At 47.6% G+C, this 16,303-nt stretch carries 10 protein-coding genes; 1 reads left to right on the top strand and 9 read right to left on the bottom strand.

Going from position 1 to position 16,303, the window contains the following annotated elements:
* Nucleotide 1: 1 nt before the first annotated feature.
* From ACXAH1_RS03935 to ACXAH1_RS03925, 3 genes are all read right to left on the bottom strand, one after another.
* The gene (locus tag ACXAH1_RS03935) at nt 2–1,858 is read right to left on the bottom strand and encodes an alpha-amylase family protein (RefSeq protein ID WP_475194447.1); all 1,857 of its coding nucleotides are present in this window, start codon (nt 1,856–1,858) and stop codon (nt 2–4) included.
* A gap of 160 nt (nt 1,859–2,018) precedes the next feature.
* The gene (locus tag ACXAH1_RS03930; protein ID WP_475193996.1) at nt 2,019–3,527 is read right to left on the bottom strand and encodes a tryptophan halogenase family protein; all 1,509 of its coding nucleotides are present in this window, start codon (nt 3,525–3,527) and stop codon (nt 2,019–2,021) included.
* 66 nt (nt 3,528–3,593) lie between these two features.
* Entirely contained in the window at nt 3,594–6,449 is a 2,856-nt protein-coding gene (locus ACXAH1_RS03925; protein ID WP_475193994.1) for a TonB-dependent receptor, read from the bottom strand.
* Nucleotides 6,450–7,180: 731 nt separating this feature from the next.
* Between ACXAH1_RS03925 and ACXAH1_RS03920 the strand changes: the two genes are divergently transcribed.
* Nucleotides 7,181–8,803 carry an alpha-glucosidase family protein gene (locus tag ACXAH1_RS03920; protein WP_475193993.1) on the top strand — a complete coding sequence of 541 codons (1,623 nt, stop codon included), beginning with the start codon at nt 7,181–7,183 and terminating at the stop codon, nt 8,801–8,803.
* A gap of 57 nt (nt 8,804–8,860) precedes the next feature.
* Here the strand turns inward: ACXAH1_RS03920 and ACXAH1_RS03915 are convergent, their stop codons facing one another.
* From ACXAH1_RS03915 to ACXAH1_RS03890, 6 genes are all read right to left on the bottom strand, one after another.
* Nucleotides 8,861–10,423, bottom strand: coding sequence for an EAL domain-containing protein (locus ACXAH1_RS03915; protein ID WP_475193991.1), 1,563 nt, complete (start codon nt 10,421–10,423; stop codon nt 8,861–8,863).
* Nucleotides 10,424–10,611: 188 nt separating this feature from the next.
* Nucleotides 10,612–10,911, bottom strand: a complete 300-nt coding sequence (ihfA, locus tag ACXAH1_RS03910) for an integration host factor subunit alpha (protein WP_010384797.1) — start codon at nt 10,909–10,911, stop codon at nt 10,612–10,614.
* Nucleotides 10,912–10,913: 2 nt separating this feature from the next.
* Nucleotides 10,914–13,301 (bottom strand): phenylalanine--tRNA ligase subunit beta, encoded by a 2,388-nt coding sequence (gene pheT / locus ACXAH1_RS03905; RefSeq protein ID WP_475193987.1) that lies wholly within the window; start codon nt 13,299–13,301, stop codon nt 10,914–10,916.
* A gap of 13 nt (nt 13,302–13,314) precedes the next feature.
* Nucleotides 13,315–14,295 carry a phenylalanine--tRNA ligase subunit alpha gene (gene pheS / locus ACXAH1_RS03900; RefSeq protein ID WP_046004550.1) on the bottom strand — a complete coding sequence of 327 codons (981 nt, stop codon included), beginning with the start codon at nt 14,293–14,295 and terminating at the stop codon, nt 13,315–13,317.
* Nucleotides 14,296–14,487: 192 nt separating this feature from the next.
* A complete protein-coding gene (gene hda / locus ACXAH1_RS03895) occupies nt 14,488–15,192 on the bottom strand; it encodes a DnaA inactivator Hda (protein WP_475193986.1) in 705 nt (234 codons plus the stop codon).
* A 1-nt stretch (nt 15,193) separates the two neighbouring features.
* Entirely contained in the window at nt 15,194–16,249 is a 1,056-nt protein-coding gene (locus ACXAH1_RS03890) for a DUF2066 domain-containing protein (protein WP_171045670.1), read from the bottom strand.
* Between the last annotated feature and the right edge of the window lie 54 nt (nt 16,250–16,303).

The following is a 16,303-nucleotide window of genomic DNA, read 5'->3' as shown; positions in this document are numbered from 1 at the left end:
ATTAATTCTCTAGTTCAAAGACCGCACTGGCCAGCGGTGCCAGGGTGACTGTCAGCTGATTGTTGTTAAGCGCAACCTGCCCATGTTGCTCCAGTCTGTCAATTGCTTTACCCTGCCAGCCATCTGGCAAAGTGACAGAAACAGCTTGAGGGGCGTCTGCATCAAAGTTACTGATGACAACCAGACGTTGTGACTCACTCTGACGGGCAAACCCAATCACTTTGGTTGCAGGCTGACCGCCGCGTGTTGTGACGGGTGTTGAGACTAGCTCACCCTGTGCTATCGCATTGAATGAGGCCATGTTCATCAGTTTTTGGTAATAAGCGCGCAACGCCTTTTGCTCTTCACTCAGCAAGGCACCATCAAACTTACCCTGGTTCATCCAGGCTTGATGGGCTGGTACACCTATGTAATCGAAGATGCTGGTGCGGCTGGGCTTGCCGAACCCGGCCATTTCTGAGCCGTCTTCACCCACGCTCTGAGCAAAATACAATAAGGTTGGTGACTGACTGAGCAAATGACTCACCACCATGGCGGGTTTGCCTTTATTGGCATCACCCGCAAACTCGGGACTGGCAATACGTTGCTCATCGTGGTTCTCTAAGAAGTGCAGCATGTGCGGTGCAATATCCTGAACGCTGGCATGCACATCCAGCACTTGCTGCGCCGTGCCTTTCCCCTGCATCAAGGCTTTGAGTGAGTCGTACAAGCCCACTTTGTCGTACAGGTAGTCCATCTTGCCCTGTTCAATATAAGCGCGGTAAAGCGTTGGGTTATACACCTCGGCAAGCAAGAAGGCGTCGGGGTTTTTCATCTTGATAGACGCATTGAGAAAGCTCCAGAACTCAACGGGCACCATCTCGGCCATATCATAACGGAAGCCATCTACGCCCTTGTCCAGCCAGTAATAGGTGATATCGCGGAACTTATACCAGCTGTCGGGCAGTTTTTTATCCTGCCAGAATGCATAGTGGGCACGGTAATCAAGCTGGGCATACTGCGCCGGCAAGGTAGCAAAATCGTAGCTGCCATCGGGCTTAACACCATAGTTAACCTTTACCGTTTCATACCAGTCATGAATATGGGGCTGCGCGGCGCGTGCGCCGTTACCGGTCCATTTGGCCGGGCTTTCAGTGAACTGGCCATCGGCAAGCGGGTGTGGCTCACCGCCAAGTACCTGATAGTCTTGCGAGCTTGGCACGCTAAAATCTTCGCCGGTCACATAGTAAAAGTTATTATCACGGGCATAGGTCACTGAGATATCGTCGTTTGCGCCGAAGTCGCTGACACCTTGTGGTGCGCTGAGCGATTGATAATTACGAGCGACATGATTGGGGACTATGTCAATCACCACTTTCATACCCGCTTCGTGGGTACGGGCGATCAGGGCTTCGAATTCTGCCAGTCTGTTGGCAGGGTCAACGGCCAGATCCGGATTAACGTTGTAATAGTCTTTAACCGCATAAGGGGAACCTGCACGACCTTTGACTACATCCGGGTCATCCAGCGCTACCCTGTACTCGGTGTAATCCCCAACCAAGGCATGATGTAAAACCCCGGTATACCAGACGTGGCTCACGCCCATGGCTTTGATTTCAGACAGGGCTTTAGGGGTGAAATCAGCGAACTGGCCTACGCCATTTTGTTCTTTTGTACCCCAGGGAATATTGTTGCTATTGGTGTTACCGAACAGGCGGGTAAAAACCTGATAAACAACTGGCTTTGCGTCGTCGGGCTGCGCTGCCAGACTCTGAGTGTCGGTGATTGTTGTCTTGTTGTCGTTAGTACTGTTGCAGGCGCTCAGTACCACAGAGCCGGTGATCAGCCCAAGAGCAATCACCAGCGGTTTTATTGTCATCATAATATTGTCATTTTTAGTATTTTTAATGAGTCTACTGACTTGATAATCACGGGTGAACCGCCTGCATACGTATTCAGAGCGGCTATTCATCCTCGCGTCATGTTCAATATTCTTAGTGCTCAGATGTAAACGCCGCTCAAAGGCAAAGTTCGTCGATTTATCGCTTTTGGGCTAATCGCTCAAGTTGCACACGATGGTCATCAAAATTTAGTCCACACCGGGCAATGTAGTCCCGGATCTGTGATAAGTCGTACTTGTTCGCCTCCTCATTGCCTGCGATCAATTGAGACTGCTCCGGATAAATGCCGTAACCGGCAAGCAAACAGTGCCAGCTAACGGATGGATAATATTTATCGATATCCTGACGATGCAATTCATCCGATAAGTTTTTGCCCGACACCCAGGTTTGCAAAACGTCATACAAAGAACGTGAGAGCTGATTGTTGTTCGCGTTATCGCGCCAGAATTGGGTATCGGTTCTGCTGTTTACTCGATAATGCGCCACAATGTAATCGCGAATGGCCTGATAGCGCCCATCGAGTGACTGGTTGTGTCTGGTTTTGAATTTATCGGTGAACTCACCGTCCTGATAGCATTCAATAAAGCTTTGAACAGTTTCCTGTACAATATGAAGTGCAGTCGCCTCCAGCGGTTCAATAAATCCTTGCGACAGTCCAATGGCAAGACAATTTTTATGCCAGTGCTTTTTGACCTGCCCTACTTTCATGGTCAAATGACGCGCTTCAATCTCACTGTCCAGTAATCCCAGCGCGGCGCGTAATTCGGTCTCAGCTTTATCCGGATCGCAATAGCGTCGGCTGTAAACATAGCCATTACCAATGCGGTTGGTCAGCGGGATATGCCAGCTCCAGCCGAATTTTCGGGCTATTGACTGAGTTTCAGATGAGATCACATCGCCCTGCTCGGTTGGCAACACCACAGCGGCATCGTTAAACAAGTTATTGGCAAAAGAGTCGAAACCCACTTCTAAATGCTGCTGCATCAATAAACTGCGAAAACCGGAGCAGTCAATAAAGACATCTCCGGTGACTTCCATACCGGCTTCACAGATCAAGGCAGCTATATCGCCATCGGGGTGTTTACGCACATCGCTGACATTGGCCTGAATATGCTCTACACCCAAATCGCGGGCTGTTTGAGCTAAGAAGAGCCCAAGTTTACCGGCATCGAAATGATAGCCATAGTTAATTTCAAACGGAAAATGATGCGCAGCGATTGGCGCTTTAGCCTGCTCTGCCAGATAAGTGGTAAGGAAAAATGGGTCCGGGTGGCCTGCTACATCAATCGCTTTTCTTCGTACAAAGCTGTTGTGAAAAAAGGCTGGTGCTGAGTAATCGTCTGGCTGTGAAGGAAAAGGATGAAAGTAGCTGCTAAAGCCGGGGCGTGTTGACCAGTCAATAAAGCGAATACCATTTTTATAGGTTGCATTGCACGCTGGCATCCACTGCGCTTCACTGATCCCCATAAAGTCCATAAAGCCCTTAAACTGGGGAGTAGAGCCCTCGCCTACACCAATAATGCCAATATCCGGTGATTCAACCAAAACAACTTCAATCGGCTGGCCCTGCCAGCTTTTGGCCATCAGGTTAGCCGCCATCCAGCCTGCAGTGCCACCGCCTAAAATCACGATTCTCTTTTTATTCATCATTTTCACCTCATAAAACAAAGCCACCAGAAGACTGGTGGCTTTATATCAGATCACGCTCGGTGCTTAGAAGCTATAGTTAAACCCTAAGAAGTACTGGCGACCGAACTCTTTGTACTCGCCCGTACTCAGTGCCGTACCATAGTGCGTGGTATTAGGCTCATTGGTCAGGTTATTGATTTGTAGCACAGCTTGCAGGCCATTGTCGAAATCATAAGTCCCCTGCCAGTCAACCACAATATACTCATCAGCCATTGCAAATGCAGCGCCACCGGGAGTTGCACCTTCATAGACGTACTCATCACGATAACGGACATTCAGATGTGTTGTGAACGCATCGATATTCCAAAAAATCGTGGCACTCCAGACATTTTTAGATAAGCCAGGCAACGCCAAGGCCAAATTATCAAAATTAGCACCGCCATCAACACTCGCTTCACTCTCAGTGTAAGAGTAATTGGTATTGAAGCCTAAACCGGAGAAAATACCTGGCAGCTTATCAAACATAGTGGTGTACGCCAGCTCGACGCCACGAATATAACCACCGTTGCTGTTATTTCTGGTAGTCTGATATTGACCTGCTACAAAGCCTTCAGGTACCTCAAGACCAATTGAAGCCCAGTCAATATCACCTTCGTTATATGTTACACTTTCAATTAGCGAGTCAATATCTTTCCAAAAGATTGCAGCCACAAACGCACCGCCATCTTCAAAATAACGCTCGTAAGAAAGGTCAAACTGTGTAGCACGGAACGGGTCAAGGTTTGGATTACCTTTTGACCAAACGTTATAACGAGGACTTTCACCGTCATTCGCCGTATCAGCCCAAGAACCTGCACCACCACGTAATTGATAAACAGGTGGACGACCGATCACTTTTGCTGCGGCGAAGCGCACCTGATCTGTATCACTTACCCTGAAGTTAAGGTTCAGTGACGGCAGTGTATCTGTGTACTCAGGACCATACTCTACATGTCGATAATCATTGCGTTCCACGCCGTTGTCATCAACAATCTTGTCCCCTACTTCATCACCTTGGATCTGCTGAATACCAATAGACTTAGTATCAGTTCTGACTACTCGTACGCCAAAATTACCTGTAACCGGAATATCGCCTAGTTCGGTATCTATGTTAGCCATTACATAACCAGCTAACACTTCTTCCTTAACCGCACCACTTTCGATCAGTGTCCAGTTATGCTCCCAGGTTTGCTGCGCGTCATAGTTACCCGGACCAAATACCGCGTCAGCGATACCCACCAGATCCAGCTCGAGGTAGTCGAAACCACGCGTGTGCTCAACAGTCACAAATCCGTCTAAAGAGTGAGGTACACAAGCATGGTTTTGGTGATTAAATTCACATCCTTTATTGGTAACTATTGTCCCATCTGGCAGTTTGTAACCATTCTGACCTTCTCGGGCGCCCCAGCGGAACGTTGAACGCTGATCTGTAAACTCACGGTCAGACCAGCGTGCGCCCACTTCGATAGACGAGATAAAACCAACTTCTATATGATATTTGAAGTCTATTTTAAAACTATCTAGTGTATCGGTATACTTATGCGGGAACTGCTCCCAATCACCCAGACGCATGTTAGACAAGTCTGTATAGCTATTTCCCAAAGTCAATAACGGTGAATTTTTTTCTTGCTGAACAAAAGAAAAGCTCTGGTTGCGCATTTCCTGCCAGGTTTCAACCAAAGTGCCATCAACAACAGCATTTCCAAACTCGTAGGCGTGCATGGATGCAATCATATCACGGCGCGTTTTTTCACCTTCACTGTGCGCAAAGTCCAGCCTAAGCTCCCACTTATCCGTAACATATTCCAAATCCAGTCCAAAGCTATCCGTGGTAGAGTCGGTAGATTGGTCTTCAGAACGCATTTCAACCCAAGGACCGTTGGGTTCAGTGATCACAACATCACCGGCAACTAAGAAGCCATCTTTTACTACTGCGTTGTTAAGTGTATATAACGAGCCTAAATCCTTATCAAATCCCTCAATGTTCAAACCACTTTTACGGTCTTCAGATTCAAACTCGGAACGGAAATAATCAAACTGAACTTTTAAGGCATCAGTAGGCTGATAAACCAACGTACTCATAAGGCCCAGTCGCTCGTCGGCTCCTTTCGCAGAGCGAATCTGATAACCATTAATAGAACGCTCTGTTGTACCATCACCATCGAAGTCTTGTGAACGCTTCGGCGCATGTGCTGATACATCAATGGCATTATTGGGCTGGTTTAAGAACGCTGCGCCAATACCAAAACCCAAAGTTTCATCAAGGAATTTGCCCTGATAAGAGAAACTGATGCGCTCACCGCTTGAATCAGCACCAACATCTGATGCTGCATCATTATATGAATAACGAATTGATGAATTGAAGTTGTGCTGCTCTTTTGCCTCAAGCGGGTTTGCTGTTTTGAGCTCAACCGTTGCAGCAACCCCACCTTCAACCAAAGAGGCTTTTGGTGACTTATAGACCGCAGCCTGATTAATAAGCTCTGACGGGTACTGGTCAAATGAAATCCAACGGCTACCTGCGGTGTAACCACTGGTACTGGCCTGCTCGCGGCCATTCAGGGTAGTCTGAATAAAGTCACCGTTCATACCACGAATATTCAGCTGTGATGACTGTCCACTGGCACGAACCGCGGTTACACCGGGCAAACGGCTCAAGGAATCTGCAATGGATACATCGGGCAGAGATGCCAGGTCGCCGGCATCAACAACTTCAGCTACTGTGTCGCTGTAGCGCTTTTTATCGATAGAAGCGATGATACTGCGCGAAATACCGCGTACCTCAATAACTTCAACGTCTTCTTTCTTTACTGCTTTCTCTTCTTCTGCAACGACCGAAAAGTGGCTAACGCCAGCGGCCATAAGCGCAACTGTTAGCATACTTGGTTTGAACATAGACATAGTGTTTTATCCCAATTAACCATTTTTATGACGCCTAGTTGTTTGTTAATTCGTCACACGGTGACCCGTGGAGCGCTACAACGATTTATAAAGGCGGTAATTTTGTTGTCAGCGGCAATAGTAGCGCTGCGTTCAACACGCAAACAACTTTATGCATACGTATTCAACGCAACTTGCAGCGAAAGCTGTTCACAGATTGTTCACCATCAAACAAGCTAACTTACTGTAAAATTTATAAATGTTAGCGCAACAATCTTTCCCGAAAAACTGGTCATACATGCTTCTTCAGGTTCACTAAGTTTTAACGAAATTAAAATATCTGCCAGCTAATCGTCGATAAAACTTGCCACTTTTTTCCTTCACACCCTACCAATGGAAATTGGTATTACCAATTAATCTTACTGTAACACAGGTAAAACAGGGAGGCCTGAGATTGATGGCAACATTGGTAAAGTGCACCGACAAGTCTGTATTTATTCTCATATTCTATTTCAAGCGTAACTAATTACGCTGCATACGTATGCAGGCTTTTTACTCATATCAAAGCATGCCGTATGCTCTTCGCCATTGTTAATATTCCGTGTTGGCGTAACCCGCTTACTCAAAAACCTGATCTCAACCCGACTGCATTGACTACAGTTATTATGCTACTCAATACACAGAGTTAAGAGATGGCCCCCAGAGGTAAACTTGTATACGACAACCCGACTGCACGGCGCAGGAGAAAGTGCATGGCTCAAAATGAATGGTGGAAAGGCGCGGTTATTTACCAGGTATATCCTCGTAGCTTTTGTGATACCAATAATGATGGAATTGGCGATCTTCAGGGGATCATAAGCAAGCTCGACTATATTAAATCGCTCGGCGTAGATGCCATCTGGATCTCGCCATTTTTTAAGTCACCAATGAAGGACTTTGGTTACGATATCAGTGACTATCGCGACATCGATCCTATGTTTGGCAGCCTTGAAGACTTTGACGAGCTGATTGATAAAGCACATCAACGCAATATTAAGATCATTATTGACCAGGTACTTAGCCATACCTCAGATGAGCACCCCTGGTTTAGCGAAAGCCGTGCCAGTCAGACTAACCCCAAAGCTGACTGGTATGTCTGGGCGGATGCTAAGCCTGACGGCAGTCCACCAAACAACTGGCTGTCAATATTTGGTGGCGTGGCCTGGCAGTGGGATTCGCGCCGCTGTCAGTACTACCTACACAATTTCCTGACCGAGCAACCTGACTTAAACTTCCACAACCCAGAGGTACGTCAGGCTGTACTGGATAACGTGGAATTTTGGTTAAAAAAAGGCGTAGATGGATTCCGTCTCGATGCCATTAACTTCTGCTTCCATGATCAGCAATTGCGAGATAACCCGGCTAAACCTAAAGAGTTACGTCAGGGCCGAGGGTTTAGCGAAGACAACCCCTATGCGTTCCAGTACCATTATTACAATAACACTCAGCCAGAAAACCTTGCCTTCATGGCCGAGATCCGCGCCCTGCTCGATCGCTACCCGGGCACCGTAAGTCTGGGTGAGATTTCGTCAGAGGACTCACTTCAGACCATGGCTGAATACACCTCAGGTGGCGATAAGCTGCACATGGGCTATAGCTTTGAATTGCTGACGAAAGACTACAGTGCAGGTTACATCCGTGAAACGGTATCTCGCCTTGAAGCAGCCATGACTGAAGGCTGGCCGTGTTGGGCATTCAGCAACCATGATGTTGAGCGTGTCGCAAGCCGCTGGTCAAAAGACGGAGAAACGGTCGATGCGCGACAAGCAAGTATGCTTACAGCCCTGCTTGGCTCGCTGCGCGGCAGTGTATGTATGTATCAAGGAGAAGAGCTGGGCCTGGGCGAAGCAGATGTTGCGTTTGAGGATTTACAGGACCCCTATGGCATTACCTTCTGGCCAAACTTTAAGGGTCGTGACGGATGTCGCACCCCTATGCCCTGGGACGAGCAAAGTGAACATGCGGGCTTCACCGAAGGAAAACCCTGGTTACCCGTATCACCGGCACATCAGTCACAAGCAGTTTCTCAGCAGACTGACTCAGCTGATTCTGTTTTAGCCCGCTATCAGGCGTTTATGGCCTGGCGTAATACTGTGCCTGAGCTACAGGTCGGTGATATCGAATTTATTGATACACCGGAACCTGTGCTGGCATTTTATCGACGTCATCAGGGTAAAACGGTGCTATGTGTGTTCAACCTCGGTGAGCAGCCAACGCAACTTGCAATGGACATTAAAGACCATGCACCACACCTGGAAATTGTTCATCACAATGGTCACTATGAACACAACCAACTATCCCTGCCCGGATTTGGTTGCTACTTTGCTTCATTGTAACCCCTTGAACAAAAGCCCCGACAGCGGGGCTTTTTTTATACAGTTATCTGATGCAACTTAGCAAATTTGCTTCAGTTCGTGCACTGGCATCGCTTTGTAATAATACCACCCCTGATGTACTGACACTCCCTGCCGGGACAGGTATTCCGCCTGGTGCGCCGTTTCTACTCCTTCCGCAATCAGCTTTTTATCAAGCTTTGCCGCCATCTCTATCACTGCATTTAGTACAGGGGATTGCAGGTTCTCCATACCAATAGAAGCAACAAAGGTTTGATCTATTTTGAGTAGATCAATCGGAAAGCTCTGCAGGTAATGTAAGCCACTGTAGCCTGTACCAAAGTCGTCTATTGCTATCTCAACGCCCTGCTCTACCAGTGACTGCAAAACCGAGTGTATCTGCGCCTGAGATAATACATCTCGCTCGGTCAACTCTATGGTCAGCTGAGGGATAACCAGATTCGCTTTATGCAAAACCTCAAGGTAGTCTTTGCAGGTTAACAAGTATCCATTGACGTTAAACGACACCTTAAAGTCAGGGTGATTTTGAACAATCTCGCTCAATTCCGTCAGCGCCTTCTCAATCTGATAAATCGACAGGTCAAGAATACTGCCATCTCGTTCTGCTTCGGGGATAAAGTAGGCTGGGCTAAGCTCGCCCTCTACCGGGTGCTGCCAGCGGATCAACACCTCAACACCAACAACCTCACGAGTCGTAGCATCCACCAGTGGCTGATAAACGTTAAAAAGTTCCTGTCTGCTGATGGCTCCAAGTAAAAGTGCGCGGCTACTCAGTACGCGACGGTCATAGTAGTTTAACAGCATAGTGAGTCCAATCAGGCTGCCACAGTATAAAAGCAACAGGGTTAGCAACCATACAGGTTGAATCGTAGAAAGTTGCTTAGCATCACTGGCAACCATAATGGTCAGTTGTGGTAAGGCTGCAAGCGGGCGAGAAAAAATATACTTTTGTGTTCCATCATCGAAGCGCCCTTCAAACTCCACCACATCATGCATCGGAAAAAGCGCCTCACCCAGTGGTAACGTGTATTTTCCACGCAAAAAAATGGGGACTCCTGAGTCACCATCAAGCAAAGCAATAAACGCCAGATTTCTATGCCGGGTAATATCCAATGTGTCGCTCAGCCAGCTGGTTGGCAGTAATGCATTGACCTCAAACCCATCGCTGCGTGTCCGTGCCAGTACAAATGCGGGTACTTGTAAAAAGTCAGTGATGATCGGACCGTGGTATCTTAATCCGGATTGTTTGACAGGCTCAGTGGTTTGTACGGGTGGTGTCAGACGTCCAAATGAGTTACACAGTAAGCGCCCCTGTTGATCGACAATGCCAATTTCACTCAGTGCAGGATTTACAAAAACCTGCTCTCTCATTAGAGCAATGGTGTCTGCATCACAGTGTGTATTTAGTTGCTCTGCCAGCTTAAGGAAAACATCTATATTGTGAAGCTGCGAATCCAGCTCCAGTCGGATCAATTCGGAAGCGGCCTGAACGGATTGCTTTGCGGCGTCTTTTTGCTGAACGTAGACAAAGATCGCAAGCAGCCCAAACAAAAAAGAGCTAATTAACCAGGCGACGATGATATTTTTGATACGATCAGTCAAGGAGTGATTACCCTGGGTCAACTTCGCACTCCAAACTCAAATACAAAGGCCAGATGGTAAAACAGCTAAATGAAGTTTTTATGACAAAAAACCCCAGCTTGCGCCAGGGTTTCTTAATTATCAGACAGATAGCCTATGAGCACCACAGGAAAAGCTTCCTGTGATTAACTACTTAGCCCACTGCGTGATCACAGGTTTTTACTGGTACCCACTTCTACGCGTGTTTTTAACTTCTGACCAGGTCTGAAAGTTACAACACGACGTGCCGAGATGGGAATGTCTTCACCAGTTTTAGGATTACGACCTGGGCGTTCTTTCTTATCGCGCAGATCGAAATTACCAAAACCGGACAGCTTTACCTGCTCTCCACTTTCCAGCGCTGAGCGGATTTCTTCAAAAAACGCTTCAACTAAGTCTTTGGCATCCTTTTTATTTATCCCCAATTTCTCAAATAGGTGTTCAGCTATGTCGGCTTTAGTAAGCGCCATATCTAGTCCCTCAACGATGCATTAAATTGTTTGGCCAATTCGGCCACCACGATTTCTACAGTGTCGTTGATGTCTTTCTCTTCGAGCGTTCTATCAACGGCTTGCAGTGTTAGAGCAATGGCTAAACTCTTATAACCAGGCTCAATACCTTTGCCCTTATACACATCGAATAAGTTTAGGTCAACTAATTGATTTCCGCCAACTTTCTCAATGCTTTCTAAAATATCGCCTATTTTTACATCATCTGCAACTAAAATAGCAATATCACGGCGATTTGACGGGAATTTCGAGATACTGACGGCTTCTGGAAGCTGTCGCTGTGCAATTGCCGCTGTTTCAACTTCAAAAACATACGCCGTTTCATTCAGATCCAGTGATTTTTGCAGTTGTGGATGAACCGCACCAATGAAGCCGACTTGCTCGCCGTTAGCGTAAATTGCTGCTGATTGACCAGGGTGTAGTCCATCACATGCCTGTGCTTTAAAGCTGAAACGCGCTTTATCGTTACACAAGGCCAGTAATGCTTCAACGTCCCCTTTTACATCAAAGAAGTCGGTTTTACGGCTTGCAATACCCCAATGTTCATTGTGCGTATTACCATAAACTACGCCGCCAATGACCGGAGTTTGACGAACGCCGTTTTCAGCAGCTTCATCTTTAATGAATTTCAGGCCGTGTTCGAACAAGCGAATACGTGACTGTTGACGATTCTGGTTGTACGCCACCGCATTAAGCAGTCCAGGCATCAGGCTCACACGCATCGCCGACATTTCAACAGAAATTGGGTGCGGCAATACCAGTGCATCGCTGTCAGGGTGTAACAGCTGTTGTTTCTTCGGATCGACAAAGCTGTAGGTAATCGCTTCCTGATAACCACGTGCAACCAGTTCATTGCGCAGGCGAGAAACCGGTAAACGCGCTTCCTGATGGTCGGTCATCTTTAACGCCGCTGTTGGGGCAACGTTTGGAATGTTGTTGTAACCAAATACACGTGCAACTTCTTCAATCAGATCTTCTTCAATGCTGATGTCAAAGCGGTAGCTTGGTACCGTGGCTGTCCAGCTGTCGTTGGCAAAAGTCACATCCAGACCCAAACGCGTCAGAATGTCTGTCACTTTGCTGTCTTCAATATGGTAGCCGATAACACGGTCAAGACGTGCGCGACGAAGCGTTACTGATTTTGCTTCTGGCAAATCAGACTCTGACACAGCTTCTACCACCGGGCCTGCCTGTCCGCCCGCAATCTCAAGTAGCAACGCCGTTGCACGCTCCATGGCATCACGCTGTAGTTGATAATCAACACCACGCTCGTAGCGGTGTGATGCATCGGTATGCAGGCCATAGCTACGTGCCTGACCGGCAATCGCTAAAGGACTGAAGAATGCACTTTCAAGCAAAATGTCTGTAGTGCCTTCTTTAACACCTGAGTTTTCGCCACCGAAGATACCGGCCATGGCCAGTGCTTTGTTATGGTCTGCAATAACCAGCGTGCTTGGCTTCAGCTTGGCCGTATTGCCATCGAGCAATACCAGCTCTTCGTTTTCTGCTGCGCTGCGTACTTTGATCCCGCCTTCAATGGCATTCAAATCGAAAGCATGCATTGGGTGGCCCAGCTCAAGCAGCACATAGTTGGTAATATCAACAACCGGATCGATTGAACGAATGCCGGAGCGACGCAGTTTTTCAACCATCCACAGAGGTGTAACCGCATCCAGGTTGATGCCCTTCACCACACGGCCAAGGTAACGAGGACAGGCCTGGCTGTTCACCAGTTCAATCTCAATTTTGTCATCAATAGTAGGTTCAACGGCCGGAATAGCCAGCTCATTGACATCAATACCATTTAAAACGCCCACTTCGCGCGCCAGGCCTTTAATGCCCAGACAATCACTGCGGTTTGCAGTCAGGTCAACGTCGATGGTGACATCGTCAAGGTTAAAGTATTCGCGGATGCTCTGGCCAATTTGTGCATCAGCTGGTAGCTCTAAAATACCATCTGAACTTTCAGCCATGCCCAGCTCTTCAAACGCACACAGCATGCCGTGTGAAGGCTGACCACGTAATTTTGCTTTTTTGATCTTAAAGCCGCCAGGCAAAACGGCACCGACTTTCGCCACAGCTACTTTCAGGCCCGCACGGCAGTTTGCCGCACCACAGACGATGTCCAGCAGCTCGTCTTCACCGACGTTGACTTTGGTGACACGCAGTTTGTCTGCATCCGGGTGCTGACCACACTCAACAACTTCACCAATAACTACGCCGTCAAACTCACCCGCAACCGGATCGACACCATCGACTTCCAGGCCGGCCATTGATAACTGTTCAGATAGAGCCTCGGTATCAATCGCAGGATTAACCCATTCTCTTAACCACTTTTCACTAAATTTCATTGTTGTATCGCTCTTATCTGAATTGGTTTAGGAATTTTAAATCGTTTTCGAAGAAAGCACGTAAGTCATTGACGCCATAACGCAGCATAGTCAGACGCTCTACACCCATACCAAAGGCAAAGCCGGTGTATTTTTCAGGATCAATGCCAACTGAGCGCAGTACGTTCGGGTGTACCATGCCACAGCCTAAGACTTCTAACCACTTTCCATTTTTGCCTTTCACATCTACCTCTGCTGAAGGCTCAGTGAACGGGAAGTAAGATGGACGGAAACGGATCTCCATGTCTTCTTCGAAAAAGTTACGCAAGAAATCGTGCAAAATACCTTTCAATTCAGTAAAGCTCACGTCGGTGTCGACCATCAGGCCTTCAACCTGGTGGAACATTGGCGTGTGTGTCTGGTCGTAATCGTTACGATATACCCGGCCCGGAGAAATGATACGCAGTGGCGGCTGTTCAGCTTCCATCGTGCGGATCTGAACGCCACTTGTCTGGGTTCTCAAAACCAGCTTAGGGTTAAAGTAAAACGTATCGTGATCGGCACGTGCCGGGTGGTGCTCTGGAATATTCAGTGCATCAAAGTTATGGAAGTCATCTTCAACTTCCGGACCGGATTTAACCGCAAAGCCCAGCTCACCAAAGAACTGTTCGATTCGCTCAATAGTCCGTGTTACCGGATGCAAACCACCCTGTGGCATAGTACGTCCAGGCAGAGTCACATCGATAGTTTCTGCTGCCAGCTTCTGAGCCAGTGCGGCCTGCTCCAGCGCTTCACGCTTGTCATTGATCGCGGTCTGAACCTGATTTTTTGCCTGGTTGATCACCTGACCCGCTTCTTTACGTTCTTCTGGTGCCAGTTTACCCAGGGTTTTTAGTAGTCCAGTGATCTCACCTTTTTTACCAAGGTAGTTAACTCTGACTTCCTCAAGTTGCGCAACTTCGCTTGCGTTTGCAACAGCGTCCAGCGCTTGCGCTAAAATATTCTCTAAGTTCATTTTATACCTGATCTTGTTGAGGTAATTTGCCTTTGATTGAATCGGTTATAATAACTGAAACAACGGGGCAGATTCTAGCCCAAATTAGGGGCTTTTCATGGACAATTTAAAGGTTGTCAGTTGATTTTGGGCTGGTTTGAGGTTTTTAGTGGAATTTGTGATACCGGCGTTCAAAAATTCCACAGCAAGGAGTTATAAGTTCAGGGTGGTTTTAATAAAGGGGATAGTCAACTTTCGCTGTGCCGCCATGGAGGCATGATCCAGTTTATCCAATACATCCAACAGGGCACGCATATCCCGACTAAGTCGGGTCAGCAAGAATCGGGCACATTCATCACTGAGTTCCAGTCCACGCATTTTGGCCCGTTTAACCAGTGCTTCGGCCTTATCATCATCACTCATCGAGCGGATCTGAAACGTAGTGCCCCAGGTAAAACGCGATTCCAAATCAGGCAGGCTTAGATTGAGCATATTCGGCAATAGATCAGCGGTGACCACCAAACACTTACCTGGCTCATTAAACCGATTAAAAAAGTTAAACAGTGCTTTTTCCCAGGGCTCATTGCCCGCGACCAAATGCACATCATCAATGCACACGACATCCAGCGCTTCCAGTCCATCTAACACCGCAGGCCCGAAGTTAATCAGCTCTCTGAGCGACAACAGAATTGTAGACAGGCCTTGTTCCTGAGCATGAATACAGGTGGCATAAAGCAGGTGTGACTTACCGGAGTCACCCAGACCACAAAGATAAGTAAACTGAAAATCCTGATGAATTGCTTCAAGTGCGTTTTTCAGATGTGTTACCTCCAGCGAGCCCTCCCCCCCAAAATAAGCGCTGAAGGTTTCATCGTCGGGCAGGGTTACTGGCAAAGCCATTTGCATAGGCTGCATCATACTACTGCCCCACCCAGCTGTATCTGAGGTTATTGGCACTGGCCACCTGATAAAATGCACGCGGGTCAACATACACACTAAAAGCGCGTTCTAATTTAAGTGATTTTTGCAAATCAACCACTGACGAACCATGCTCCACTTCAAACTTCACCAAATCGCCCTGACGATAAATCACATCGACATCCTGTACCGTGCTGATGCTCAGTAACTGTCTTCTGGCCAGCTCGATTTTGCTGAATGAAGTCAATTTATCGACCGTTAAAACGGTGCTGTTAGTGGCATAAGAGCGGTTGGGGTCAATCACATATTCAGCAGCCAGAGCCGTTGACATATCATTGATCATGGCGATAAGCAGCTGCTGTTTATCACCCACTTGTTGCGTTGATTCAAATTGATCGGTATCCGTATAACGCCAGTCTAGTTGCCAACTACTGCTGTTGGGTTGTTTAAACAACCGTCCGGTGATCACCCGTTCTGCGTTATAACGCATAGAAGCCGCTTCAACTGGCTGGGAAAAGTTCCCCCATACCTCAGCAATGCCCACCTGCGCCCGGTCGGTCAGGTCCATCAGCGGCACCACCACAGGGATCCCCCACTCGGCCGCGGTGTCGTAAATGAGTCTCTCCAGCTGAGGGTAACTTTCCTGCGTTACAAACTCACGTCGCAGGTTGTCCTCAATCACTAACCAAATTGCAATCATGGGCCGACGGTTGCCCCACAAAGGCAAATTACTGTCTCTGACCAGCTGCTCTACTTTATCTGCTTCAAACTTCACCCGTATTTTGATATCGCCATCCGCAGACTCGATATACTCATATTTGAGCATATAGTCAGAAATGCGTTTTTTACTTTGGCGGATCAGTGGATGGTTTAAGTGCTCAGTGCGGCCTGTCAACTTTTGGATTACGCGGTCCAGCGCCTGTTGGCTTGCAACAACACGTTTTGCGCGTGTCTTGTTATCTACCTGCAACGTAGCTTCGTACAGATCTGTTACCTCAACCGCGCTTGCAGCCATACACCAGCCAAACAAACTCAGTAAAAATAATCTTAGTGCCATAACAACCAAAAAGTTAAGGAGAAAACCCGATCCTAATGCAATCGCAGTTGCAAA

The organism is Pseudoalteromonas sp. AWH4_217, from assembly GCF_056161105.1.
Note: the sequence above shows the minus strand (reverse complement) of the source record. Positions and strands in the feature narration are given on the sequence as shown.